A 24,890-nucleotide genomic window follows, 5' to 3' on the forward strand; every position below is an offset into this window, starting at 1 on the left:
GATCAATAAACGACCACCATCCCCCCCATCGACACCCCCGCCCCCGTCCCGACCAGCAGCGCCCGCTCCCCCCGCCGCAGCCGCCCGGTCGCCACCGCCTCGCACAGCGTGAGCGGCAGCGACGCCGCGACGCAGTTGCCGTAGCGCTCCAGCGTCGTGACGACGGAATCGGCCGGCCAGCCGAAGCGGCCGAGCAGGCGCAGGCCGGCCAGGCTGGCTTGGTGGGGGATGACGACATCGATGTCGCCGAGGCCGCTCGACAGGCCGGGACGGAGGCGCTCGAGGAAGCCGGGGCCGTGGCGGCGGACGAGGCGCAGCAGCGCGGATCCCTCCATGTGAAACAGGTTGTCCGCGGGCACCGTCGCGGGGTTCGTCGAGTGCCGCCGCGTCCCGCCGCCGCGCACCTCGGTCAGCGCCGCGCCGTCGCCGTACGCCTCGAACCGCGCCGCCTCGATGCGCGATGCCGTGCCGTGTGACGCCGCACCGCCCGCCGGCACGACGACGGCCGCCGCCGCGCCGTCGCCCAACAGCGTCGCGCTCTCGGGCTGGTCGAAGTTGATCCCGATCGATGCGATCTCCGCCGAGACGATCACCGCCGTCCGGTACCGACCGGCGGCGATGAGGGCGGCGACGGTGTCGAGCGCCGCCAGGAAGCTCAGGCACGTCGCGTGGACGCTGAAACCCGCCACGCCGATGCCGCCGAGGCCGAGCGCCCGCAGCGTCAGCGGGGCGCCGTCCGGGATCGCCTGCTCGGGCGTGCCCGAGGCGAAGACGAGCAGGTCGATGTCGGCAAGCGCCATCCCGGCGTCGGCGACGGCGGCCCGAACCGCTGTCGCGGCGTAGTGCGAGTTCGTGTCGCCCGGCGCCGCCCAGCGTCGCTCGCGCACGCCGTTGTACCGCACCGCCCACCCCGCCGGCAGCCCGCAACGCGCCTCGATCTCGGCGCTGGACACGATGCGCTGCGGCAGATGGGCGCCGAGGCCGGCGATGCGGACGGGAAGCGAAGGGGGCGCGGGACGGCGTTCATGATCGGACATCGGCGTCGATGGTATACCCGGGCAGTCCCGTCACAGGCCCCGCCGCACGACAATGGGCGCGACGGCGCGGTTGGCGATGAAGCCGAGCACCGCCCACGCCCGCCGCGCATCCGGCGCCAGATGCGCCGTCGCCGCCGCGTGCCACTCCACCGCCGGCTCGCCGCCGCGCACCCGCTTGAACGCCCCGACGCCGGCCGACGCATGCACCGTCCATCCCGCCTCGGCCGCGTCGAGGATCGCCTGCACGCTGAGCAGCCGATAGAGCGCCGCCTCGGCCGGCAACGACGTGTCGTAGCCGAACAGCGGCTGCGTGACGAACCCGCCGCGCGCGAAGCTGCCCAGCACGGCGTCGATCCGGCCGCCCGGCGCCGCGAAGGCCCGGAACCGCAGCCGGCCGTCGGCGAGCGCGCCGGCGATGAAGGCGTCGGTCAGCTGCGGGTTCTGGCGCGGGTACTTCTCCAGGTAGAGCCGGCGATAGAGCGCCGCCAGCCGCGGCACGTCGCGCTCCGCGAGATCGGCGCCGTCGACCAGACGGTACGGCGAGCGGCGCAGCAGCGATCGATCGGCCCTGGTCTGCTTCCGTCGCAATACCGTGGCCGGATCCTGGTACCAGACCTGGCGCGCGAACACCCGCCGGCACCCGGCCCCGTCGAGCGCCGCCACGAGCGCAGGATTCCCGCGCGCATCGACGGACCGCCATACGATGGGGCGATCGGGGAAGGCGTCGACGAGGGCGCGTGTTACGGCGGGGGCAACGTCGGCGACGCCCGGCGGGTAGAGGTTCGTCGACACCAGCCAGTTGTTCACGAGGACGGCGCGGTCGAGCCCCGCTCGCCTCGCCACCGGCGCCAGCGCCCGCAGGAGCCCCCCGACGACCGCGCCTGCCGCCGCCCCCGCCATCCGCTCCGCCTCGGCCCGCGGATACACGACGTAGTGGGCGAAGAGTGAAGCCACGAAGCTCGCCTCGTCGTCCGTGTCCACTGCGCCCGCCCGCGTGACCGTGTACGGCAGCACGACGTCGCCCGTGCGCACGACGCCGATGTCGCATGGTGCATTCGTCATCATCGCGCCCGGGCCGCCAACAATCAGCGGGCCAAGCCACCGACGCGCGGCTGCCCCTTCTTCTCCCAACGGCCAATCGATGTCGGCGTCACCCGGCGAATGCACGACCACGTGGGCGCCCTCCGTTGCCATCCTCCTTCAACCCGTGATCCTCCCCCTCCCCCAAACTTGGGGGAGGGGGTCGGGGGGAGAGGGCCTTAGGCGGCCCGTCGCAACCAACACGCCCCGGCCACCGTATACCCTGTCGCGCCTACCCGAGGCGCCCATCAGGAGCCTCTCATGTCCACAGACCCCCTCGCCCATCCCGAAGCCCGCAACCCCGGCACCGCCGCCGTCCTCTCGCTCGTCATCCCCGGCATCGGCCAGTTCTATACCGGTCACTTCTTGTGGGGCATCTTCTGGCTCGTCGTCACGCCGGGCTTCTGGATCGGCACAGCCGGACTCTTCGGCTGGCCGTTTCACATCTTCTCCGCCTGGCAAGCATACCGCCAAGCGGAGCGACGCAACCGTCGCTGGTAGGCGATTCCGTCGACGCGGCCGCCCGCTTCACGCTGCGTCGACGGACCACGCCCGCACCAGCCGCCGCCGCTTGTCCGGCCCCGGCCGCTCCGGTCCGAGCGGCCTGACTTCGACGTCCGGCGGCCGCGCCCCGGCATCGATGAACGCCGCGCGCAGCCCTTCGGCCGCCCGCCCACCGGCCGCGAGCGGCGCGATCGCCAGTTCGACGCGCCCCGCCGCCGTCTGCACGGCTCGCCACCCGACCGCTTCCGGCGCCGCGACGACGAACGCCCGCCGCAGCGCGTCGGCAAACACGGGCACCCGTCCGGCCGCCCCGTCGCCGATGAACACATCGTCCCGCCGCCCGTCGACCGCCGCCAGCGCCCGCCGCGGCGAACCGCACGGGCAGGCGCGCGCCGCGGCGACGAGGACGTCGTCCAGGCGGTAGCGGATGACCGGCTGCGTCGCGCGGTGGAGGTCGGTGACGATCGGCACGAAGTGCGTGCCGGACGCTCGATGTGGATGGGCGCCCGCCGGCATGACCGCCGTCGCCGTGCCGCGATCCCCCGCGAGGTCGGCGGCCGTCCCGTCCAGCCACTCCGGTTCGATCGCCACGATGTCCTCGTTGACGTGCAGCGTGCCGCGCCGGCACGTCGCGGCCAGGAACCCTTCCGTGGCCTGATAGACCTGGTGGACCGGGGCGCCGAACGCAGCGGCGATGCGGGCCTCGTCCGGCGGCTCGAGCGTCTCAGCGACGCTGATGACCTTGTGGGGCGCCATCCGCAGTCGCCCGCAGGCCGCCTCGTCTGCCAGCGCGGCCAGCAGCGACGGCGGCCCGACGAGGACGGTCGGGTCGAGCTCGGCCAGCGGCGCCAAGTGCGTCTCGAACGGTTGGCACAGATCGAAGAACCGGAACCGGAGCCGCCGCGATCCGACGGCCTCGTAGAGCTGGCTGTTCGCCCGCAGGAAGAACGCCACGCGGTGCCGCGCCAGGATGCTGCCCGGCATCGTTCGCGCCAACACCGCTCCCGCCCACGCCGCCCGCTCCCGCGCGCTCGCGATGAACACCCCCCGCCGCCCGCTCGTCCCGCTCGACAGCCCGACCGCCAGGTCGCCGAGGAGCGGCGCGAAGTCACGCGACCGCTCGGCGTCCTCCGCCACCGCCAGCGCGTCCGCCAGCCGCACGCCGCATGTCGTCCATCGGTCGAACTCGGCCATGAGCATGCCCTTGTCGACGATCGGCCACGACCGCCAACTCTCGACATCCCATCCGGCGAGATGCGATCGATAGAACGGCGATGCCGCGACGACGTCCGGCAAGAACCGCCGCGCCCGCCGCTCCTGCCACCGCGCGACGCCGGCCGGCGTCCGCACCCGCGCGTCGAACGAGCGCGTACGCAGGTACGTGGCGAGCAAGTGCGCCCCAGCCGTGGTCAACCCGCTTCCCCTTCCCGCGGCCTAGCATCCTCCCCCTCCCCCAGACTTGGGGGAGGGGATCGGGGGGAGAGGGCCTCGTCGGCCTCGCCGCGGAAGCAGCGACCATCGCGAGGAGTCTGGAGAGGAAGGTCCCGGCGCCATCCACCCCACCCCCGCCGCCACCTCCGCGCAATGCAGCGGCACCACCCGCACGGCGTCGCCCGTCGCCAGCACGTGCAGCGCGTCCAACGTCGCCCGCCATGCGCGGTGATCGGGCGAGAGCAGCCGGGCCAGCAGATGCAGGTCGTGCGGCGCCCGGATCGAGCGGCTGTGCCACGCCGCGTCGGCGGCGATGAGCGTCGGCCCGACGGACGCCGCTTCGAAGTACACGCCCAGTTGCCCCGCCGCATGCCCCGGCAGCGGCACGCCCCACAGCGTCGCGTCGCCCAGAATGTCGATCCCGCGGCCGAACGGCGCGACCTCCGGCGGCAGCGGCCGGAGCGCGCGCACGTCGTCCAGCGCATCGGCGCGGCTGCTGAAGTCGTCGGGCAGGAGCGCCGGGAGGTAGGCTTTGCGGACGGCGGCCAGCCCGCGCAGATCCGCCACCGCCGCCCACGCCGAGGCCGTGAAGACGATCCGTGCCCGCGGGAAGTCGCGCAGCCCGGCGATGTGGTCGCCGTGAAAGTGCGTCACGACGATCGTCCGGACGTCATCGGCCCGGATGCCCCGCGCCGCAAGCCGCTCGACGGCGGTCTCGCCCGACGGCATCGTCACCGGCGTCAGGAGGCGATACCCCATCTCCGGCCAGCGCGCCGTCGCCGCCATGAACCGCGGCGCGTACCCGGTGTCGACGAGCACGATGCCCGTGCGCGGGTGCTCGATGACGCCGAACAGCGCCGGAAAGCGCAGCGGCCGCCACGACGCGTCGGGCCGGGTGACGCGCCCGGGGTGGGTGCAGTAGCCGGCGACGTCGAGGGCGAAAGGCAGCGGAGCGGTCATTGCGTGCCGTGTGTTCCGAACCGCTCGACGTCCGCGGGCCGCCCTGCACGCCACCATGCCACGAACCGCGCCAACCCGTCCTCGGCCGGCCGCCGCGGCGCCCAGCCGAGGTCGCGCCGCGCCGCGCCGATGTCCAGCGTTTGGCTCGTCGACAGAACGGCAACGGCGTACCGCGACAGCTGCGGCTCGCCGGGCCGCCGCAACGCGGCGTGGGCGATCTCGTTCGTCCAGCCGATGGCGAACGCGATGCGCTGCGGCAGGTGTCCGCGCGGCGGCGGCAGCTCGAGCGCCTCGGCAAGGCGCGCGATCATCGGCCAGATCGGAACCGGCGCGCCGTTCGAGACGTGGTAGGTCCGACCCCGCACGATGCCCTCGGGCGCCGTCGCCGCTGCGATGAGCGCATCCACCGCGTTGTCCACCACCGTCACGTCCGCCACCGCCCGCGCGTCGCCGATGACCGGCAGGCGCCCGCGTTCGAGCGCCGCCACGATCCGCGGCAGGACCGCGGTGTCGCCCGGCCCGATGAGCGCACGCGGCCGCAGCACGACCGCGGTGAGTCCTTCCGCCACGGCCGCGGCGATCAGCCCCTCGGCCGCGTGTTTGCTCGCGGCGTACCGCGTCGCCGGCCGCGGCAACGGATCGCCCTCATGCACGGCCAGGCGGTCCCGCCACCGGAAGCACACGCTGGGGGAGGAGACGTGGACCAGCCGCCCGACGCGGCCTTCCCGGCAGGCGGCGATGACGGCGGCCGTGCCGACGACGTTCGCGGCACGGAACGCAGCCATCGGGCCGAACGGGGTCGACAGCGCGGCGCAGTGGAACACGACATCGGCCGATCGACAGATGTCGTTCAGCGGCGCCCCCGCCCGATGCGCGTCGTCCATCGCCAGGTCGTGCCGCATGAACGGCACGCCGGCCGCCTCGAGCGCCGCCCCGGCCGCCTGATCGCGCCCGAGCCCGACGACGGACCAGCCGTCGGCTGCCAGTCGCCGTGCCAGGTGGCCGCCGAGGAAACCGGTGGCGCCGGTGACGACGGCGCGCATCACGCCGCCCCGACCGTGTCGAAATCGGCGCGCCCGTCCGTCCACTCGTCGGCGTCGACGCCCTTGCCGCCGCCCTTGCCGACTGGGCCGGTGACCGCCTCGCCGTCCCAGCGCATGTCCACCGTCATCGCGTCCGCCACGCCGATACCGTGGCGCACGGCGCGAGCGACGCATTCGACGAGCGCCAAGGGCTGCGCGATCGCCGGGCGGACGTCGCCGCGGCGGGCGAACGCGTCACGGCCGCTCGCCAGGGCGGTCAACGCAATTCGGCGACGGTCGGAATCGCCTGACCAGCCGGGCAGGCCCAACCACACGGCCGACTTGATGGCCGTCACGGCGCCGATCACGGGTCGAACGACGTCGGATGGTGTCGGGGCAAGGCCGGCGGCGGCCAGGATCGCGGTGCCGAGGGACGGATCCCCCTGCCACAGGTTCGCGCCGCTCGTCGCCCGCGGATTGCACTCGACCGCGTACAGGCCGACCGATGCGTCGCGGAGCTCTCCAAGCGTCGTGTCGCCATTGTTGCCGCCATCGACATCGCCTTCGATGAAATCGAACGAGACCTGTCCCGTCAACCGTTCCGCCCCGCACAGCCGCCGCACCCAAGCCTCGGCCGCCGCGTGCTCGATCGCCTCGAGCACGACCGCGGCCCGGCTGTAGACGATGTCGGGCCAACAAGCGCTGTGGGCGATCACCTCGCCGTCGCGCACGATGCTGTACGTGCACAAGCCGCGACCGTGCACGCGCGCCTGCGCCACCCACGGCGCCGCCGCCGTCGGCCGGACGCGCCGCCGTACGACGTCCGCGGAGGCGCCGATGAGCGCTGCCGTGGCGAAGCGCGACCAGACCGGCTTGAAGACCCAGCGCCCCGCCGGACCGTCGGCCAGGACCGCCTCGACTTCGTCGGCCGACGCGAGGCGGTGCGTCGACGGCACCGCCAGGCCGTGGCGCAGCGCCGTCTCGGCGAACGCAGCTTTGTCGTGGATCCGCGCGACGGCATCGGCGGCCGGGGCGACGAGGCGGCAGCCGGGCGGCAGCAGTCCGGGGCGGGCCGCGATCACGGCGGCCAGCCAGAAGCCCTCCTCACACAGCGGCACCACGGCGTCCGCGCACTCCGTCCGCACCAGGTCCGCCACCGCCGACGCGAACGCCCATGCCCCGGCGCGCGGCGCCGGCAGCCGGACGGTGCGCGCCACGGCCCGCGACCAGCGCGCGGGCGGCCAGCGCCACGCGTCGGCGGCCACCACGCGCGCGCCGGCGGCGGCCAGCGAGCGGGCGATGTCACAGGCGACGGGGGCGCGGGCGCCGAGGAGGAGGACGGTGGGCATGGGGCGAAGTGTAGTCGAGCGGACGCAAAGGCCGGTGTGGTGGCGGGTCACACCCCCACCCCCGACGCTGCTCCCCGTCGGAACCGTATCCCGATGGGCCAAAACACCCCCACCAGACAGCACTTTCACCGACCGAGTGGTACAGTAGCCGCATGAGCCGACGGCACCCATCCGCCCCCGCTGCTGCCACGCCGACGACGACTGGCGAGCACGTTTCGCCTCCCGATGACGCAACCACCGCCTGGCGCAACGACATCCTCGCCCCCTTCGTCGCCAAGACCGGCCTCCGCCGCCCGTCCTTCGCCACGGACAGCGGCCTGCCGTTGGACGACATCGACACGCCCGCGGACATCGCCGACCTCGACATCGCGCGCGACCTCGGCCTGCCCGGCACCTACCCGTTCACCCGCGGCATCTACCCCAGCATGTATCGCGGCCGGCTATGGACGATGCGCCAGTACGCCGGCTTCGCCTCGGCCGCCGAGTCGAACGCCCGCTACCGCTACCTCCTCGACCACGGCCAGACCGGCCTCTCCGTCGCGTTCGACTTGCCGACGCAGATCGGCTACGACCCGGACCACGCGATGGCGGCAGGCGAGGTCGGCAAGGTCGGTGTTTCGATCGCCAGCCTGGCCGACATGGAGGTCCTCTTCGACTCCATCCCCCTCGACCGGGTGAGCACGTCGATGACGATCAACGCCACCGCGTCCGTCCTCCTCGCGCTCTACGTCGCCGTCGCCAAGCAGCAGGGCGTGCCGATGGCCGCGCTCAAGGGCACCGTCCAGAACGACATCCTCAAGGAGTACATCGCCCGCGGGACGTACATCTACCCGCCGGCGCCCAGCCTGCGCCTGATCACGGACATGTTCCGCTTCTGCGCCGACGAGATGCCGGGCTGGAACCCGATCAGCATCTCGGGCTACCACATCCGCGAGGCCGGCGCCACCGCCCCGCAGGAGATCGCCTTCACGTTGGCCAACGCCATCGCGTACGTCGACGCCGCGCGCCGCACCGGCCTCGATGTCGACCGCTTCATGCCGCAGCTCTCGTTCTTCTTCGTCGCCCAGAACAACCTCCTGGAAGAAGTGGCCAAGTTCCGCGCCGCGCGGCGCCTCTGGGCCCGCATCGCCCGCGACCGCTTCGGCGCGAAGGACCCGCGCAGCATGATGCTCCGCTTCCACACCCAGACCGCGGGCGTCGCCCTCACCGCCCAGCAGCCGACGAACAACGTCGTCCGCGTCGCCATCCAGGCGCTGGCGGCGGTTCTCGGCGGCACGCAGAGCCTGCACACGAACTCGATGGACGAGGCGCTCGGTCTGCCGACCGAGGAGGCCGTCAAGGTCGCGCTCCGCACGCAGCAGATCCTCGCCGCCGAGTCCGGCGTCGCCGATGTCGTCGACCCGCTCGCCGGCAGCTACCTCGTCGAGCGCCTCACGGACGAACTCGAAGCCGAGGCCGAGGCCCTCATCGCGCGCATCGACGCCTTCGGCGGCGCGCTCGCGGCGATCGAGACAGGCTGGACGGCCGCCCAGATCGCCGACAGCGCCTACCGCCTCCAGCGCGAGGTCGAGGCCGGCGAGCGGGACATCGTCGGCGTGAACCGCTACGTCGACGACGCCGAACTCGAGACGCCCGTGCTCCGGATCGACGAAGCCGTCGAGCGCCAGCGCGCGGCCGACCTGGCCGCCCTGCGCGCCCGCCGCGACGGTGCCTCCGCCGCCAACGCCCTCGACGCGCTCCGCGCCGCCGCCGCGTCGGAGGCCAACCTCATGCCGCCGATCATCGCGTGCGTCGAGGCGTACGCCACGCTCGGGGAGATCTGCGACGTGTTGCGCGCGACCTTCGGCGAACACCGCCCCGCCGTGGTCCTGTAGGGGCACGGCGCGCCGTGCCCGTACCGAACGGAATGACGACCCCAACGAACGGATGCATCCATGATCAGCCCGAACCACCCGATCCGCATCCACCATATCGCCGTCGTCGTTCCCGACACCGCCGCCGCCCTCGCCTTCTGGCGCGACGGCCTCGGCCTTGCCGTCGGCGGTGTCCACGACGAGCCGGCCCAGGGCGTCGCCGTCACGTTCCTCCCGGTCGGCGAGGGGGCGATCGAGCTCGTCGAGCCGACGGACGCGGCGTCCGGCATCGCCCGCTTCCTGGGGAGCCGCGGCCCGGGGATGCACCACGTCTGCCTCGAGGTGGACGACCTCGATGCGGCCGTCGCCCACCTCAAGGCACGGAACGTGCGGCTGATCACCGAGGCGCCCATCACCAACAGCAGCGGGCGCCGGCTGATCTTCGTCCACCCGGCCGCAGCGGGCGGCGTGCTCGTCGAGTTGTACGATGCCGTGGGCGACGACGCATCCAATCGGCCGTGAGCGGTGTCGAAGTGGGTGACACATCGCCACGGCGTGCCGATAGCGTTGGGCAATCGGCGGCGGCGCGGCGGAAACGTCACCGTTTTGGGTCCTTCGCTTGTCGGTATCATGGTCGGCGGGTTCGCCGACAACGGCGTCCGGCCACCGGCGGCGCGGACGAATCGACGATTCCGGTGTTAATGCAGGATGGATCGGCTGGCGGATAGCCTTGACCGACCGAATCGGACGGAGGTGAGCACGTCGTGGGCCGCACATGGAACAGCACACCGATCACGAACGATGCCGCACCGGCAAGCGCCGGTCGATCGGCCGCGGCCGCCGCTCTCGCTGTCGGCCTCGCGCTCGCACTCATCGCGCCCGGGCGAACGCCGCCCGCCGGGCGCGCCGCGGGCGACGGGCCTTCATCGGCCGGGTACACGAACTTCGAAACCGAGCCGGTCCGGCCGCTCGCCCTCGCCGCGGACGGGCGCCACCTCTTTGCCCTGAACACCGCCGACGATCGACTCGAGGTCTTCCGCGTCGCCCCGGATGGTCTCCATCCGCTCGCCGAGATCGTCGTCGGCCTTCGGCCGGTGGCCATCGCGCTGCGGGGCGACCAGGCGTGGGTCGTCAACCACCTGTCCGACGCCGTCTCGGTCGTCGACGTGCGCGATCCGGCGGCGCCGCGCGTGGTTCACACGCTCGCCGTCGGCGACGAGCCGCGCGACATCGTCATCGCCGGGCCGAACCACGACCGCGTCTTCGTGGCGGCCGCGTGGCGCGCCAACCTGACGAAGGCCGGCGCCGGGCGGGCGGGCGTCTGGATTTTCGACGCCAAGGCGCCGACGCTCGCACCGCGGACGGTCCAGCTCTTCGGCCAGAAGCCGCGCGCCCTGGCCACCGGCGCCGACGGGACGCGCGTGTACGCCGCGGTCTTCGCCTCGGGCAACCGCACGAGCGTCGTCCATGAGAACGCCGTCGCCGAGCGCGGCGTGCCGTTGCCGACCGTCATCAGCACGACGGTGCTGGCCACGCCGCCGCCGACCGGGCTCATGGTCAAGCGGACCGGCAGCAGCTGGGTGGACGATGTCGGCGGCGACTGGACGGCGAACGTGCCGTTCAACCTGCCGGACAAGGACGTGTTCGTGCTGGATGCCGCCGCTCTCCAGCCGACCGTCCTCGAAACGTGGTCGACCGTCGGGACGATGCTGTTCAACATGGCCGTGCATCCGACGAGCGGCGAGGTCTGGGTGGCGAACAGCGACGCCCGCAACCACACCCGCTTCGAGCCCGTCCTGCGCGGCGACACGTGGTCGCATCGGATCACCCGCCTCGCGCCGCGCGCCGCGCCCGTCGTCGCCAACTTGAACGGCCACATCGACCACGGCGTCTCGCCCGGACCGGACGCGGAGCGGGCGCGGACGCTCGCCCAGCCGCTCGACCTCGTGTTCGCACCCGACGGCCGGACGGCGTACGTGGCGGCGTTCCAGTCGGCGCAGGTTGGCGTGCTCGACTCCGTCGGCAACGTCGTGGCCCGCATCCCGGTCGGCTTCGGTCCGGGCGGCTTGGCGCTCGATGCCGCCGGCGGACGCCTGTACGTCCTCAACCACTTGGCGCTCTCGATCAGCACCGTCGACACCGCCACCCGCACCGTCATCGCCACGACGCCGCTGGCCTACGACCCGACGCCGGCGGTCATCCGCGCCGGCCGACCGCTGTTCTACGACGCCGCGCGCACGAGCGGGCACGGCGACATGGCGTGCTCGAGCTGCCACGTCTTCGGCGATCTCGACAGCCTGGCCTGGGACCTCGGCGACCCGACGGGCAAAGTCGACGCGATGCCGTTCGGCCTCACCCACCCGGACGCGCGCCTCAAGCCGCGCAACTTCAAGTTCCACCCGATGAAGGGCGCGATGGTCACGCAATCGTTCCGCGGCATGGCCGGCGCCGGGCCGATGCACTGGCGGGCCGACCGATTCGCCGACGGCCCGCAGCCGACGAACGAACACGCCAGCTTCCTGAAGTTCCGCCCCGCGTTCCAGAGCCTGAACGGCATGGCCGAGCCGATCAGCGAAGCCGAGATGGATGCGTTTGCCACGTTCGTCCTGACGATCCACTACCCGCCCAACCCGCTGCAGAACCTGGACCGCTCGCGAACCGCCGAGCAGCAGGCCGGCTTCGATCTCTTCACGGGCGACAACAAGATCGACAGCGGCCTCACGAACTGCGCCGGCTGCCACACGATGCCGCTTGGCACGAACAAGCGGGTGAACTTCGAGGGCAACCGCACGAATCAGGACTTCAAAGCGCCGCACCTGCGCAACATCTACGACAAGGTCGGCCGGTTCGACGTGCCGGGCGATCAGGTCAGCGGCTTCGGCTTCACCCACGACGGCGCGGTGGACACGGTGGCCCACTTCCTGGAAGGCGATGTCTTCTCGTTCCCCGGCGCCGACGGTGAGGCGATCGCCGCCCGGCAGCGCGAGGTCGAGGCCTTCGTGCTGGCGTTCGACACCGGCATGGCCCCCGCCGTCGGCGCCCAGTTCACGCTGCGCAGCGCCGTCGAAGCGATCGGCAACCCCCGCCTCACGACCGTGCTCCAGCGCGCCGCCGCCGGCGACTGCGATCTCGTGGCCCATGCCCGCGTGGACGGGCGAGAGCGCGGTTGGCTGAGCTGGCAAGGCCAGTGGTATCCGGACGGTGCCGAGCCGACGACGACGTTCGACGACCTTGTCGCGCGGGCCGCGCCGGACCGCGAGCTGACGCTGCTCTGCACGCCGCCCGGCGACGGTCCGCGCAGCGCCGTCGACCGCGACCTCGACGGCTGGCGCGACGGCGACGAACGGTCCGCCGGCACGTCGCCGACCGACCCGGCCAGCCATCCGGCCGGCGATCCACCACCGGTGCCGTGGCGGACGATCGTACCCACGACGCCGAGCGCCTCACCGACCAGCGCCTCACCGACCAGCGGCACGCCCGCGACACCGACCACGCCTCGCCCCTCGGCCACGCCGGGGCCGACGCTTGGCCCAACGCCGCGGCCCACGCCGGTCGGGATCCTCTACCTGCCGAAGGCCGAGTTGGTGCGCGACCACGAGGGCGCCCCGTGACGGGCCATGCCGGGCGCCGCAGCGCGTCGTCCATGCGGTCATGGTCTGAACGCTGGCCGACGGAGACACGTTGCACGTGTGTCGATCGTACGCAATCATCAGTTGCGCGCCCGACCATCGGTCAGCCCGGCGGACCTTTGGTGTGCGGACCGTTGGTGCGCGGAGTGTCCACAAAGATGGGGTTCGCGTCGGCACAGCATCGTGCTGCGCCGGCTGGAGATGGGTCACGGCGCCCGGACCACCGTGGCATGCCTGAAAGGAGGCACCCTATGCGCTGGGCTCGGATGACCGTGCTTGCGCTGACGGCCGCCGGAATCGTTGCGTCCGCCGCACCCGTGTCGGCTCGCGCGCTGAAGGTGAGTCGTCTGCCCGACGCCCTGATCGACTTCTGCTTGCAGGGCGCCAAGTGCGCCCCGGTCGCCATCGGCGACTTCAACGGCGACCGGATCGATGACGCCGTGTTCCAGCAGAACTTGAACAGCGAGCGGATGCTCCATGTTCTCTTCGGCCCGTTCGGCAACCAGCCGCAGCCGGCCACCAAGCTCATGTTCGTGCCCGAGAACAGCCTGCTGGCTGTCGACGTGGCCGATATGAACGGCGATGGCCAGGATGAGCTGATCGTCGCCGACGTCAGCCACAAGCCCGACGTCAACCTGCAGCTGGAGGAGGATGAGCAGTCGGTCAACGTGATCGACTTCAACATTCTCGAAGCGTACGGTGACGAGTACGGCAAGCTCGACCCGGAGTTCTGGATCGGACGGAATCGTGCGCCCTACCGCTGGTCGCGCACTGTGCCGCTCAAGAGCGCGTCCGAGCAGACGGGCCGGCTCTCGGTCCGCGCCGTCGACGTGAACGGCGACGGCGGTCTGGACATCGTCCTCGGTGTTGACCCGACCGTGAGCGCAGCCGTGACGCCGCGCGGCGGCGCGACGGTGTTTCCGCCGGATACCGCCGGTGGCAACCAGAGCGAGGTGATCGTCCAGTTCATGCCGCGCGGCTTCTTCACCGCGCAGCCCGGCGACCTGCCGGACGGCAAAGGGTTCCTGGGGCGCAATTGGCCCTTGAACGAACTCAAGACGCTCGCCGGCCAGGAGAGCGTCCGCATCACCGGTCTTGGCGCCTGTGCCCGCGGCGGGCTGGGCGAGGTGGTGGACGTGACGGGCGACGCGGCACCGGACATCATCGTCCGGCGCTGCGAGGGCGGCCCGATGCCCGACCAGCTGGGCTTGGTCACAGGTCGGACGAACTGGCCGGCGACGATCACGATCGACGGCGCGATCAGCCCGTCGACGCCGCCGGTGCCGCCAGGCCCCGGCCCGGTGACGCCGCCTGAGCCGCCCCGCGGCGGCGGCTATCTGCAGATGGACCCGCGCGGCCCGAGCGTGAACATCTTCGACAACCTGGCGACGTTCTTCACGGCCGACCTGAACGGGGACGGCGTGCTGGACATCGGGTTCGGCCAGGCGGACAAGACGCACGTGTGGCTCGGCGGTTCCGACGTGAGCGCGCGCCTGTTGGAGGACCGGTCGGACCGGATCTTCCTGGGCGCCGGCCTCGGCGGGTCGATGGCGAACCGCTCCTGGACGCCGACGGACCTCGACGGCGACGGCCACCGCGACCTCGCGCTCACGCGCCTGCGCTCGACGGCCGCATCGACGAAGGACCCGTCGGGCCGGGTGACGTTCGAGAGCATCTCACCGACCGAGCCGCTGCACGTGTTCGCGCAGAATCGCGACACGGACGAGGTGATCGACGTCACGTCGGACGCGCCGGACGCGGTGTGGGGCGACGCCTCGGTCACGCTTTGGGCGTTGGGCGACTTCAACGGCGACGGCCTCGACGACGTGATGCTCGGTTCGCCGGCCTCGGCCGTTGAGTCGATGTATCCCGTGATCTACGGCCCCTTCCTCCGGCGGTAAACCGTCGCACCCCCCGGGACGCCCGTCCCGCTCCAGCGCGCCCCGTGTAGACGGGGCCGACGCGAACCCAAGGCCCCTCGCCCTCGTGGCGGGGGCCTTTCTCGTTGTGCGAATTCTTGTTGGGCTTGTGCGCTTGCTGGTTGAGCTTGAGCGCTTTGATGGGGTGTGATCTCTGGGATCCGCAGCGCGCCTGGATGGGCTTGACGATGCCTTGACGATGCCCTCACGCCCGCCTGACGCCCCCCCGGTAGTCTGTCGCCGCAATCAGGCACCGGGGAGGCGCGGACATGTTCGAGGGCAACTAGATCGCCAGGGGAATCCCCCATGACGGCCACGGCGACGACCGCGCAGCGCGGATCGGACGCCGTCTCGACGGACCGACGTACGCCGAATGCGGCGACGACCGACGACGAACCGCCAGCCGAGCTGGCAGGGCAGGAGCAAGGCGATGATGACGACCGATACCCCGTGGCACGAGAGCTTCATGGTCCGCCTGTGGGCGGAACCGGACGGCGAGCAGCTGGTCCTGCGGGGCAGCGCGCACAACGTGCAGACCGGGCGGACGGTGTACTTCAACACGCTGGACCTGCCGGTCGGTTTGATCCGCGAAGCCGCCGAGCGCCTGAGCGGGGCGCAGGAGCGGATGCTGTCATGAGCACGCGAAGCCCCGGCGCCAACGCGCGCCCTCCCTTTTCGGAACGAACCCCGCGTCCCAACGGCATCGGCAGCCGTAGGACGCCGGCCCATACCGCGGCCACTTCCGGCCGCGCCGCTTCCCTCGTCGCGGCGGAGCTCGCTCCGCCAACCATCTCACTGTCGGAGGTCGAGATGAACACGAAACTCACTGGCAAGCTTCTCCCCCAACTTCTGTTCGCCCTTGCGGCGGTCATGGGCCTGGCCCTTGGCGCCGCCCTTCGCGCTCCGGCGGCGCTGGCGCAGTCGGCGCCGCAGGCCGGGCCGGACACATCGCACGACGTCACCGCCCCCAACGTGCCCGCCCTGACGACGGCCGTCGCCTCAGCCGGCATGGCGCCGCAGGCCGGGCCGGGGATCCCCGGGCCGAACCCGCCCGCACTGCCGGCCATCCTGCAGCCCGAGTCCGCCGCGTCCGAGGCGTTCCTGCCGATCCTCGGCTACCTCGGCAACGACGAGGTCTGCGACACCTGGGTCACCGCCCAGAACGTCGGCGCTGACTTCACGGTCGTCTCGCTCGTCCTGTTCGGCGCGCCGGGCTTCTGCACGCCGCAGGCGGCCGGTCCGCTGAAGATCGAGTGCTCCGGCATCCTCAAGCCCGGCAGCAGCTGGAACTTCCTCGGCGCCCAGATCCCGGCCGGCGCCAAGAGCGCCCAGGCGTTTGGGCTGTCCACCAAGATGTTCAGCGATCTCGGCCTGCTCGGCTTGGTCGGCGGCGAGGACGACATCATCGCCGCCTACTTCTGCGAGACGCTGTTCTTCAACATCGTCGGCGACGCGGACGACTACCGCCGCTTCAAGCTGGCCTACGACACCGGCGGCGTGTTCGGCGGCATCCCGATGGACCTCGTCGTCGGCCAGCCGATCGCCGTCGAGGTCTACCGCCGCTGCGTCGGGCCGGACAGCCCGGGCACGATCACGAGCAAGTACGGCGCGATCGGCGGGCGGCGGCTGGGCGTGTACGACCCCGTCTACGGCGGCTACACCACGTACGTGCCGCTGCTCTACGCCGGCGCCTCGGGCTACGAGAGCTGGATGTACATGCAGAACGTCGGCTACGAGTGCAGCACGGTCGAGATCTGGTTCCAGCAGCAGGACACCTGCCTGCGCGCCACGATCTGCGAGGTCTTCACGCTCTCGCCGGGCGAGACGTACCAGTGGGCCGCCAGCGACTGCGTCGGGCCGGGCTGGGTCGGATCGGCCTGGATCCGCACGAGCCAGCCGATGGCGATCGCGATCGACCACATCGCCCCGAGCCTGTTGATGACGTACGTGGCCGGCTACGGCTACCTGCGCTACACCTTCGACGGCGAGTACACGTTCAACCCGGCCAGCCAGATGGCGTACGGCCCGCTCGTGTTCAGCGAGTACAACGGCTGGGACACCGGGATCGTCGTGCAGAACCTCTCCCACGTCGTGAACGCCAAGGTGAAGGTCTACTTCCTCGACCGCTCGGGCGACATCGTGACGACGCTGGTGGACTGGGTCTGCCCGCGCGGCAGCCAGAGCTTCTTCCTGCCGGCGATCGCCGACCTGCCGGGCAGCTGGGTGGGCAGCGTGCGCGTCGAGAGCCAGAAGTGGGCGACGCCGGGCGGCCCGGTGGTCGAGGCGCCGCCGGTGCAGGGGGTCGTGCAGCTCGTGCAGTACCCGGACATCCAGCGGCTATCGACGAACGAGGGGATCGCCTACAACATGCTCCAGGAGTACGACGCGTACGACTGGCAGCTGGGCAACCACCGCGGCGGCAGCGCTTCGGGCACGACGGTGCTGGCGATGCCGCACCTCGTGAAGGACCTGTCCAACACGGGTGTGACGGATGAGATGGCGATCACGAACTTCATCCCGGTGCCCGGCTTCACGGACTTCGCGATCTACATCTACGACAGCAACGGGCTGATGGACTACGTCTGCCAGAAGCTGAACGAGAAGCAGGTGGAGTACATCGACCTGGCGACGTGGGGCTACGTGAACAACGGGTTCAAGGGCAGCGCGATCGTGAGCGCGACGTACTGGCACCACCCGCTGTTCGACGGCAAGGGCGAGTTCCTGCGGCACGTCGTGGGCCTCGGCGCGGTGACGATCACGCGCAACGGGGCGGTGCTCTCCGCCGAGGACATGCCCGGCGACGAGGCTTCGGGCACGCTGGCCTTCCCGATCCACAACAGCTTCATGTTCATGGGCCTCGAGCCGCCGGACTGCCCGGGCCTCGACCCGGCGCCCGGCCCGGCGGACTGCCCGCTGGAGATCGAGATGGCGAGCGGCAACCTGGAGCTCGACATCCTCGACGGGCAGACGACCGAGCACACGATCAAGGTGCAGCACGGGCTGGCGGACGTGTTCCAGATGTGCGAGGTGACCGACGTGGACGTCCAGCTGAGCGTCCTGCACTCCGACGACAGCGACCTCGACGTCGACCTCATCCACACCGTCGACCCGACCGGCGTGCCGGTCTCCACGACGGCGGACCTGTTCAGCGGGATCTGCCCCGGCGGCAGCGGGATCGTGGCTGAGATCGACGACGACGCCGCCACGCTGATCGGCAGCGTCTGCGCCCCGATCGGCGGCAAGTACAAGACCGCCGGCAACACCCTCAGCCTCTTCGAAGGCGAGTTCCCCGGCGACGACTGGACCCTCCGCATCACCGACAACGGCGCCGGCGACCAGGGCAAGCTCCTCAACTGGACCATCCAGCTGCGGACGCGGACGAACTACTAGTCGCACGGTCTGAACGGTCGTACGTTCGACCTCCGACAAGGTTCGTACGACCGATCAACCTCCGACCGGTTCGCCTCGAACACACGCCGCGGCCCCCTCGCCAACAACGAGGGGGCCGCGGTGCGTTCGGTACCGACTGCCGTGATCCCTGCCCAGGTCGTCATGCCGTCGCCATCCCATCCAACACCCGCGTAGGGGGCCGCGACGCCTGCGGGCGACGCATGCGTCGCCCCTACTTGGAGGTCAACGTCCAGACGCCGTCCCATGAGGTGTCCGGCGACGACGCGGCCAGGGTGCGGCAGCGATCGATGAACAACGATGCCACGCCGTCCGCGGGGTGGCAGGCGAGGGTGCGCTCGAAGGCGGCGATCGCGTCGGGCCAGCGGCGGGCGCGGTACAGCGACAGTCCGTCACGGAAGGCGGCCAGGGCGTCGATCAGGGCGGGGAACGTGTCGTCGTCGTGGTGCTCGAGGAGCTCGTGGATCGTCACGGGTTCGGTCTTGCCGACGAAGCGGGCGCGGTCCAGCTCGCGCATCCGATACGTGCCGCGCAGTGCGGTGCGGGTGGATTCGGTGAGGAGGACGGGAGCGCGGTATTGCTTGGAGGCGCTCTCGACCCGCGACGCCAAGTTCACGCCGTCGCCCATGACCGTGAAGTCCATCCGGCGGGGCGAGCCGATGTTGCCGGAGAAGACGTGGCCGGTGTGGATGCCGATGCCGACGTCGAGGGCCGGCATGTCCTCATCGGCCAGCTCGGTGTTCAGCTCGCGCAGCGCGCGCCGCATCGCGGCCGCCGCGCGGACGGCGCGGTCCGCGTCGTCGTCGTGGGCGAAGGGCACGCCGAAGACGGCGACGATCGCGTCGCCGATGAACTTGTCGAGCAGGCCGCCCTCGGCCTCGATGCAGCCGACCATGCGCGTCAGGTAACGGTTGAGGAGCGCGACGGTGGCCTGCGGACCGAGGTGTTCGGACAGCGGCGTGAAGTCGCGGACATCCGAGAACAGGATCGTCGCCTGGCCGCTCTGGCCCCCCAGGAGAGCGGCGTCGTCCTCCATCAGCCTGTCGGCGACGGCGGTGTCCACGTAGCGGGCCATGGTGGCCTTGATCCGCTTCTCGCGGCTGATGTCGTCCAGCAGGAGCATCGAGCCGAGGGGCTCGCCGTGGGCATCGGTGAGCGGCATGGCGGTGACGTTCACCGCGACGGGCAGATCGGCGACGACCAGCGTGCCGTCGACGGTCGTCTTCGCCTCGCCGTCGGCCTGCGCGTGCTCCAGCTTGTCGATCACCCAGGCGTTTGCGTCCGTGAAGAGCGTCGCGACGGGCTGGCCGGCGATGTCGGCGGCGCGCGCGGCCAGGATCCGCTCGGCGGCCGGGTTGCACGTCACGACGCGGCCGTCCGCATCGAACGTGATCATGCCGCTGGACATGCTTGCCAGGATGCGCTCGTTGTAGCGCTTCATCGCCTGGACGTCGTCGAACAGCTTGGCGTTCTCGAGGCCGATCGCGATCTGCGCCGTGAACGCACGCAGCCGCGCGTCGTCCTCGTCCGTGAACGCGCCGCCGCGCTTGTTCAGGACCTGCGTCACGCCGATGACGGTGCCGGCCTTGTTCGTCACCGGCGCGCACAGGATGGAGCGGGTGAAAAAGCCCGTGCGCTGGTCGAACGCCGGGTTGAAGCGCAGGTCCGCGTAGGCATGCGGGATGTTCACGGACTGGCGAGAGGTGAACACGGCGCCGGCGATGCCGCGGTCGTTCGGGAAGCGAATCTTCTCGGCACCCATCCGATCGAGGCCCAGCCCCTGGCCGATCTCGGTGAACAGCTCGCCGGTCTTCTCGTCGTTCAAGAAGAGCGTCGAGCGCTCGGCGTCCAGCATCTGCGTGACGGCAGCCATGATCCGTTGCAGGAGCGGGCCGAGCTGGAGCTCGCTTGACAGCTCGGACACGAGCCGCACGAAGCGCGCCTGCTCCTCGCCGGCGTGGGCCGCGTCGCGGGCGAGCAGCGCGCTGCGCAGGACGAGCGCGGCGTGCATCGTGATCCCGTCGAGGACCGCCAGGTCGGTCGCGTCGAACGTGCCCGACCGCTTGTTCAGCGCCTGCGCGACGCCGATCACGGTGCCGTCGACGGTCCGCATCGGCACGCAGAGCAGCGAGTTCGTCTGGTAGCCGGTGATCTCGTCAATGCGCGGATCGAAGTGCGGGTCGGCCCGTGCGTCCGGGGCGATCACGCCGTGCGCGCTGTGGAAGACATGGCCCGCCACGCCGTCCGTGTTCAGCAGCCGGATCTCGCGCGTGCGCACGCCGACTGCGACGCGCGCGTAGAGTTCGCCCGTTGCCGCGTCGTTCAGGAACAGCGTCGCCCGGTCGGCATCGACCGCTTCCGTGATGAGGGCCATCAGCTCGTCGAGCTGCGCGTCCAGCGTGGCGCATTGGCCGAGGCGGGCGTGGACGCTGAGGAACAGGCGGTCGATGTCGGCGGCGGTTGCCTTGCTCACTGCTGTGCCTCGCTTGCGCCGACGGCCTCGAGCTGGCGGCGCAGCGCCGTCACGGTGTCGCGCATGTGCGCCATCGCCCGCCGGTGCGCGTCGTCGATGTCCGCCAGCACGCCGGCATGCCGCGTCGCAGTGGCATCGAGCTCGGCCCGCAACGCCCGTGCGAGGGTGTGCAGCTCGGCGACTTCGTGCTGCGCCGCGAGCGCCGCCTGCTCGAGAGCCGACGCCGCGTTGGCGTCGCACGCCTCGAGCGCTTCGCGCAGCGCGACGATAGCTGCGCGCAGCTCGCGGTTCTCGGACTGGGCGGCGAGGAGGGCGGTTTCGAGCGGCGGGTGGCTGTCGGCGGGGTCGGCAGGAGGCATGGGGCGTATGGTGCGCGGGGGGTGGCGGGGAGTCAATGCGGGGTGGGCGCATGTACGCATGCGTACCGGGTCGACATCCAGTGTGGATTGGCTTCTCGTACGCATGCGTACTTTGGCGATGCCAGCATGCGGAATCTGGGCAGGTCCACTGGCCGAATCCGTGCTTGTCGGGCGGCGCGTGTGCACGTGGAGGTGCGGGCGAGACGAAGGTCGAAGCGGTGCGCCGTGCTGGCCTGTTCGCCCCTTATCCGTCCGTCCGCTCCACCACGATCACGTGCGACAACCCGAACCACCGCAGCGGCGTCCGCTCCAGCCCATACGTCACGGCCCGCGCGATGCGCCCGAGCGCCGGCCGCCGCGCCGCAAGGTTGTCGTATCCCGGGAAGATGCAGCCGTGGTGGACGATGTCGATGTCGTCGCCGAGCCCGTCGAACAGGGCGCGCAGTGAGCGGCGCGTGTAGACGCGGACGTGCGGCGCGAGCCGGTTGCGAAGCGCGTCCGGCAGCCAGTTTACGAGCGGGATGTTGCCGAAGCGGTACCGGCCCCGCCAGATGATGCCGTGCGTCTCGAACGGCCAGAGGCGGTTCGGGACGAAGACGATCAACCGGCCGCCCGGCGCGAGCGTGCGGACCGCCTCGGCGGCCGTCCCCCGATCGTCCGCGACGTGCTCGAGAACCTCGTGGCTGAGGATCGCCCGGAACGTCCCGTCGCCGAACGGCAGATGCTCGCCCACCGCCGCCACGACGTCGATCCCGCGCCGCCGCGCCTCGACGGCCCGCGGCCACTCGATCTCCGTGCCGATCGCGCGCGCACCGGCCTCGGCCATCCGCGCCGTGTAGACGCCGAGGCCGCAGCCGAGGTCGAGCGCGTGGCCGCCGGAGACGTCGACGTGGCGGCGCAGGAGGGCGAAGCGGCGGTCCTGGCCGAAGCGCCAGACGGCGGAGGGGAGGCCGCGGAGCTCGGCGGCGTGCTCGGGAGCGTTCGTGTCGTTCATGGCGCTCACAGGATAGGCATGGCCGGGCGGGGAGCAAGGATGGAACGATGCGACGGTGCTCGATGCGGCGATCGATGCGGCGATCGGAGCTGTAATCGGAGCTGTGATCGTGCGCGGACCCTGGACTAGAATGTGGGCAACGTCGGGCAGCTTCGATGCGACGATTCAGCGACCCGCCCGTGCCTGGCACGTCCCTGTCCCCGGCACTCCGTCCGCCATCCCTCGACGCGAAGGCCCGCTCTTCGGGGCCTCTCGTCTGCAGATAGGCTCGCTCCCCATGTCCAGTGACACCCCCATCCACGACGTCGTCGTCATCGGCTCCGGCCCCGCCGGCATGTCCGCCGCACTGTACGCCGCCCGCGCGAACCTGGACACCAAGGTCATCGTCGGCCCGCAGCTCGGCGGGCAGGTGTCCATCACGTACGAGATCGACAACTACCTCGGGTTGTACGAGGAGCTGTCCGGCGAGGACCTGACGAAGCGGATGGTCGCGCACGTCGAGAAGTTCGGCGCCGAGCTGATCTACGACGAGGTGACGGGCGTCGAGCTGGACGGACCCGTGAAGACGGTCCGCACCTACAGCGGTGAGCTGAAGGCACGGGCGGTCGTCGTCTCGGCCGGCGCGTCGGCGACGCTGCTCGGCGTGCCGGGCGAGGTCGAGTTCACCGGGCGCGGCGTGAGCTACTGCGCCACGTGCGACGGCGCGTTCTTCAAAGGCCACGACGTGCTCGTCGTGGGCGGCGGCGACAGCGCGATGGAGGAGGCGCTCTTCCTGACGCGCTTCGCGAACACCGTCCGCGTGGTTCACCGCCGCGACAGCCTGCGTGCCGGTCCGCAGCTCCAGGAGCGGGCGTTCGCCAACCCGAAGATCGAGTTCATCTGGAACACCGTCATCGAGTCCATCGACGGCGATCGGGACGTCACGCGCGTCCACGTCCGCAATGTCGAGACCGGCGAGGCGAGCACGCTCGATGCGACCGGCGTCTTCGTCTTCATCGGCCACTACCCCAACTCCAACCTGTTCAAGGGCATCCTGGACATGGACGAGCACGGCTACCTCCAGATCGACGACCGGATGCGCACGAACCTCCCAGGCGTGTACGCCTGCGGCGAGATCGCCGATCCGACGTGGAAGCAGATCAGCACGTCCGTCGGACAGGGGGCGATGGCGGGGATGGCCGTGGAAACGTGGTTGGGGGCGTTGGAGGGCCTGCCGGCCTGAGGCCTCACCCCGGACGGCCCAAGGCCACCCTCAGCGACGGCTTCAGCCGTTGATTGTCTGACGATCGTGGCGGGGGCCGGACACATGGTGATGGTGGCGGCGGCGGGTGCGGTCACCGGTGCCGTGAACGGCATCGCGAACGATGTCGCGAACGTCGTCACCCAACGGAGATCACGATGACGCCCACGCTCGATGCCGTCGTCGTCGGTTCGGGCCCCAACGGACTCGCTGCCGCGATCACCCTCGCCCGCGCCGGCTGCTTGGTGCGCGTGTACGAGGCCGAGGCGACGGTCGGCGGCGGCCTGCGGTCGGCGGAGCTGACGCTGCCGGGCTTCCAGCACGACCTCTGCGCGGCCGTCCACCCGCTGGCGCGCTCGTCGCCGTTCTTCCGCTGGGCGGGTCTCGAGGACCACGGGCTGGAGTGGTGCGAGCCGGACGTCCAGCTGGCCCATCCGCTGGACGATGGGACGGCAGTCGCGCTCTGGCGCGACATCGCCGCGACCGCCGACAGCCTTGGCGCCGACGCGCGCGCCTACTCGCGCCTCCTGCGGCCGTTTGTCGACGCCTGGCCGGACCTCATGCACGCCACCTTGGGACCCGTGAACCGGCTCCCGCGAAACCCGCTGCTCCTCGCCCGGTTCGGCGCCGTCGCGTTCCAGTCGGCCGAGCGGGCCGCGCGCCGGGCGTTCGCCGGTGAGCGGGCGCGGGCGCTGTTCGCCGGCCACGCGACGCACGCCATGCTGCCGTTGGACCGCCTCTTCACGGCGTCGTTCGGCGTCATCCTCGGCGCGGCGGGCCACGCCGTCGGCTGGCCGGTGGCGCGCGGCGGGTCGCAGGCCGTCGCGGACGCGATGGTGCGGTGCCTAACGGCTCATGGGGGCGAGGTCGTCACGTCGTCGCCGATCGACCGCTTCGAGCAGCTGCCGCCGGCGCGCGCCTACGTGTTCGACGTGACGCCCGACCAACTGCTCCGGATCGCCGGCGACCGCTTCGGCGGGCGCTTCGGCGCATTGTACCGCCGCCAGCTCGGCCGCTTCCGCCGCGGCAGCGCCGTGTTCAAGCTCGATTACGCGCTGTCCGAACGCGTCCCGTGGACGGCGCCCGAGTGCCGCCGCGCCGGCACCGTCCACGTCGGCGGGACGCTGGACGAGATCGCGCGCGCCGAGCACGACGTCGGCGCCGGCCGGGTCCCCGACCGCCCGTTCGTCATCGCCGCCCAGCAGAGCGTCGCGGACGACACGCGCGCGCCGGCCGGAGCGCACACGCTCTGGGCGTACGGCCATGTGCCGCACGGCTGCGATATCGACATAACGGACGCCATCGAGCGCCAGATCGAGCGCTTTGCGCCCGGGTTCAAGGATGTCGTCCTGGCCCGCGTGGCCACGCCGCCCGCCGGGATCGCGGCGCGGAACCGCAACAACGTCGGCGGCGACATCGGCGGCGGGTCGCACGGCGGGCTGCAGCTGTTCTTCCGGCCGGCGCTGCGCTGGAACCCGTATACCACGCCGGATCCGCAGATCTTCCTGTGCTCGTCGTCCACGCCGCCGGGGGCGGGGGTGCACGGGATGGGGGGGTATTGGGCGGGGCGGGCGGTGATGCGGCGGATGGGCGGGGGGCGCATTGCCGAGCGCTATTGACCGCCCTATCACC

The 24,890-nt window shown here is 71.6% G+C and carries 18 protein-coding genes; 9 read left to right on the top strand and 9 right to left on the bottom strand.

Going from position 1 to position 24,890, the window contains the following annotated elements; all coding sequences use genetic code 11:
• Positions 1-2 precede the first annotated feature (2 nt).
• Together IPG72_03010 and IPG72_03015 are read right to left on the bottom strand one after the other, a co-directional pair.
• Positions 3-1,037, bottom strand: coding sequence for a ketoacyl-ACP synthase III (locus tag IPG72_03010; protein MBK6767997.1), 1,035 nt, complete (start codon positions 1,035-1,037; stop codon positions 3-5).
• Between the two features lie 30 nt (positions 1,038-1,067).
• A complete protein-coding gene (locus tag IPG72_03015) occupies positions 1,068-2,102 on the bottom strand; it encodes a hypothetical protein (GenBank protein MBK6767998.1) in 1,035 nt (344 codons plus the stop codon).
• Between the two features lie 276 nt (positions 2,103-2,378).
• On the opposite strand from IPG72_03015, the gene IPG72_03020 reads away from it, so the two are divergent.
• Entirely contained in the window at positions 2,379-2,618 is a 240-nt protein-coding gene (locus IPG72_03020; GenBank protein ID MBK6767999.1) for a hypothetical protein, read from the top strand.
• Between the two features lie 27 nt (positions 2,619-2,645).
• Here the strand turns inward: IPG72_03020 and IPG72_03025 are convergent, their stop codons facing one another.
• From IPG72_03025 to IPG72_03040, 4 genes are read right to left on the bottom strand one after another with little or no spacing between them, the layout of a single operon-like run.
• Complete coding sequence (locus IPG72_03025; protein MBK6768000.1) at positions 2,646-4,034, bottom strand: adenylate cyclase; 1,389 nt, start codon at positions 4,032-4,034, stop codon at positions 2,646-2,648.
• Between the two features lie 21 nt (positions 4,035-4,055).
• Positions 4,056-5,012, bottom strand: a complete 957-nt coding sequence (locus tag IPG72_03030; protein ID MBK6768001.1) for an MBL fold metallo-hydrolase — start codon at positions 5,010-5,012, stop codon at positions 4,056-4,058.
• The gene (locus tag IPG72_03035; protein MBK6768002.1) at positions 5,009-6,055 is read right to left on the bottom strand and encodes an NAD-dependent epimerase/dehydratase family protein; all 1,047 of its coding nucleotides are present in this window, start codon (positions 6,053-6,055) and stop codon (positions 5,009-5,011) included. The genes IPG72_03030 and IPG72_03035 overlap by 4 nt, the downstream gene beginning before the upstream one ends.
• A complete protein-coding gene (locus IPG72_03040; protein MBK6768003.1) occupies positions 6,055-7,383 on the bottom strand; it encodes a hypothetical protein in 1,329 nt (442 codons plus the stop codon). Before IPG72_03040 ends, IPG72_03035 begins: the two co-directional genes overlap by 1 nt.
• A gap of 152 nt (positions 7,384-7,535) precedes the next feature.
• Here IPG72_03040 and IPG72_03045 point away from each other — a divergent pair, with 152 nt between their 5' ends.
• From IPG72_03045 to IPG72_03070, 6 genes are all read left to right on the top strand, one after another.
• Entirely contained in the window at positions 7,536-9,257 is a 1,722-nt protein-coding gene (locus tag IPG72_03045; GenBank protein ID MBK6768004.1) for a methylmalonyl-CoA mutase, read from the top strand.
• Between the two features lie 60 nt (positions 9,258-9,317).
• On the top strand, positions 9,318-9,758 hold the full coding sequence (gene mce, locus IPG72_03050) for a methylmalonyl-CoA epimerase (GenBank protein MBK6768005.1): 441 nt from the start codon (positions 9,318-9,320) through the stop codon (positions 9,756-9,758).
• 242 nt (positions 9,759-10,000) lie between these two features.
• Entirely contained in the window at positions 10,001-12,847 is a 2,847-nt protein-coding gene (locus tag IPG72_03055) for a hypothetical protein (GenBank protein MBK6768006.1), read from the top strand.
• Between the two features lie 269 nt (positions 12,848-13,116).
• The gene (locus IPG72_03060; GenBank protein MBK6768007.1) at positions 13,117-14,766 is read left to right on the top strand and encodes a VCBS repeat-containing protein; all 1,650 of its coding nucleotides are present in this window, start codon (positions 13,117-13,119) and stop codon (positions 14,764-14,766) included.
• A gap of 448 nt (positions 14,767-15,214) precedes the next feature.
• A complete protein-coding gene (locus IPG72_03065) occupies positions 15,215-15,421 on the top strand; it encodes a hypothetical protein (protein MBK6768008.1) in 207 nt (68 codons plus the stop codon).
• Between the two features lie 173 nt (positions 15,422-15,594).
• Positions 15,595-18,174, top strand: coding sequence for a hypothetical protein (locus IPG72_03070; GenBank protein ID MBK6768009.1), 2,580 nt, complete (start codon positions 15,595-15,597; stop codon positions 18,172-18,174).
• A 232-nt stretch (positions 18,175-18,406) separates the two neighbouring features.
• Here the strand turns inward: IPG72_03070 and IPG72_03075 are convergent, their stop codons facing one another.
• The 3 genes from IPG72_03075 to IPG72_03085 form a co-directional block, all read right to left on the bottom strand.
• Positions 18,407-20,665: a GAF domain-containing protein gene (locus tag IPG72_03075; GenBank protein MBK6768010.1), complete on the bottom strand. Its 2,259-nt coding sequence runs from the start codon at positions 20,663-20,665 to the stop codon at positions 18,407-18,409.
• The gene (locus IPG72_03080; protein ID MBK6768011.1) at positions 20,662-21,024 is read right to left on the bottom strand and encodes a hypothetical protein; all 363 of its coding nucleotides are present in this window, start codon (positions 21,022-21,024) and stop codon (positions 20,662-20,664) included. The genes IPG72_03075 and IPG72_03080 overlap by 4 nt, the downstream gene beginning before the upstream one ends.
• Before the next feature lie 244 nt (positions 21,025-21,268).
• Positions 21,269-22,018: a class I SAM-dependent methyltransferase gene (locus IPG72_03085; GenBank protein MBK6768012.1), complete on the bottom strand. Its 750-nt coding sequence runs from the start codon at positions 22,016-22,018 to the stop codon at positions 21,269-21,271.
• A gap of 277 nt (positions 22,019-22,295) precedes the next feature.
• Between IPG72_03085 and trxB the strand changes: the two genes are divergently transcribed.
• Together trxB and IPG72_03095 are read left to right on the top strand one after the other, a co-directional pair.
• Positions 22,296-23,240 (top strand): thioredoxin-disulfide reductase, encoded by a 945-nt coding sequence (trxB, locus tag IPG72_03090; GenBank protein ID MBK6768013.1) that lies wholly within the window; start codon positions 22,296-22,298, stop codon positions 23,238-23,240.
• A 176-nt stretch (positions 23,241-23,416) separates the two neighbouring features.
• A complete protein-coding gene (locus IPG72_03095) occupies positions 23,417-24,877 on the top strand; it encodes an NAD(P)/FAD-dependent oxidoreductase (protein ID MBK6768014.1) in 1,461 nt (486 codons plus the stop codon).
• Positions 24,878-24,890 lie beyond the last annotated feature (13 nt).

It is taken from the genome of Candidatus Avedoeria danica (genome assembly GCA_016703025.1).
Classification (GTDB): Bacteria; Chloroflexota; Anaerolineae; order Epilineales; family Epilineaceae; genus Avedoeria; species Avedoeria danica.

Excerpts from the sequence above, each read along its gene's own strand:
- IPG72_03010 (MBK6767997.1), bottom strand. The coding sequence starts at position 1,037 with ATGTCCGATCATGAACGCCGTCCCGCGCCCCCTTCGCTTCCCGTCCGC.
- IPG72_03015 (MBK6767998.1), bottom strand. The coding sequence starts at position 2,102 with ATGATGACGAATGCACCATGCGACATCGGCGTCGTGCGCACGGGCGAC.
- IPG72_03020 (MBK6767999.1), top strand. The coding sequence starts at position 2,379 with ATGTCCACAGACCCCCTCGCCCATCCCGAAGCCCGCAACCCCGGCACC.
- IPG72_03030 (MBK6768001.1), bottom strand. The coding sequence starts at position 5,012 with ATGACCGCTCCGCTGCCTTTCGCCCTCGACGTCGCCGGCTACTGCACC.
- IPG72_03035 (MBK6768002.1), bottom strand. The coding sequence starts at position 6,055 with ATGCGCGCCGTCGTCACCGGCGCCACCGGTTTCCTCGGCGGCCACCTG.
- IPG72_03040 (MBK6768003.1), bottom strand. The coding sequence starts at position 7,383 with ATGCCCACCGTCCTCCTCCTCGGCGCCCGCGCCCCCGTCGCCTGTGAC.
- IPG72_03045 (MBK6768004.1), top strand. The coding sequence starts at position 7,536 with ATGAGCCGACGGCACCCATCCGCCCCCGCTGCTGCCACGCCGACGACG.
- mce (MBK6768005.1), top strand. The coding sequence starts at position 9,318 with ATGATCAGCCCGAACCACCCGATCCGCATCCACCATATCGCCGTCGTC.
- IPG72_03060 (MBK6768007.1), top strand. The coding sequence starts at position 13,117 with ATGCGCTGGGCTCGGATGACCGTGCTTGCGCTGACGGCCGCCGGAATC.
- IPG72_03065 (MBK6768008.1), top strand. The coding sequence starts at position 15,215 with ATGATGACGACCGATACCCCGTGGCACGAGAGCTTCATGGTCCGCCTG.
- IPG72_03070 (MBK6768009.1), top strand. The coding sequence starts at position 15,595 with ATGAACACGAAACTCACTGGCAAGCTTCTCCCCCAACTTCTGTTCGCC.
- IPG72_03080 (MBK6768011.1), bottom strand. The coding sequence starts at position 21,024 with ATGCCTCCTGCCGACCCCGCCGACAGCCACCCGCCGCTCGAAACCGCC.
- IPG72_03085 (MBK6768012.1), bottom strand. The coding sequence starts at position 22,018 with ATGAACGACACGAACGCTCCCGAGCACGCCGCCGAGCTCCGCGGCCTC.
- trxB (MBK6768013.1), top strand. The coding sequence starts at position 22,296 with ATGTCCAGTGACACCCCCATCCACGACGTCGTCGTCATCGGCTCCGGC.
- IPG72_03095 (MBK6768014.1), top strand. The coding sequence starts at position 23,417 with ATGACGCCCACGCTCGATGCCGTCGTCGTCGGTTCGGGCCCCAACGGA.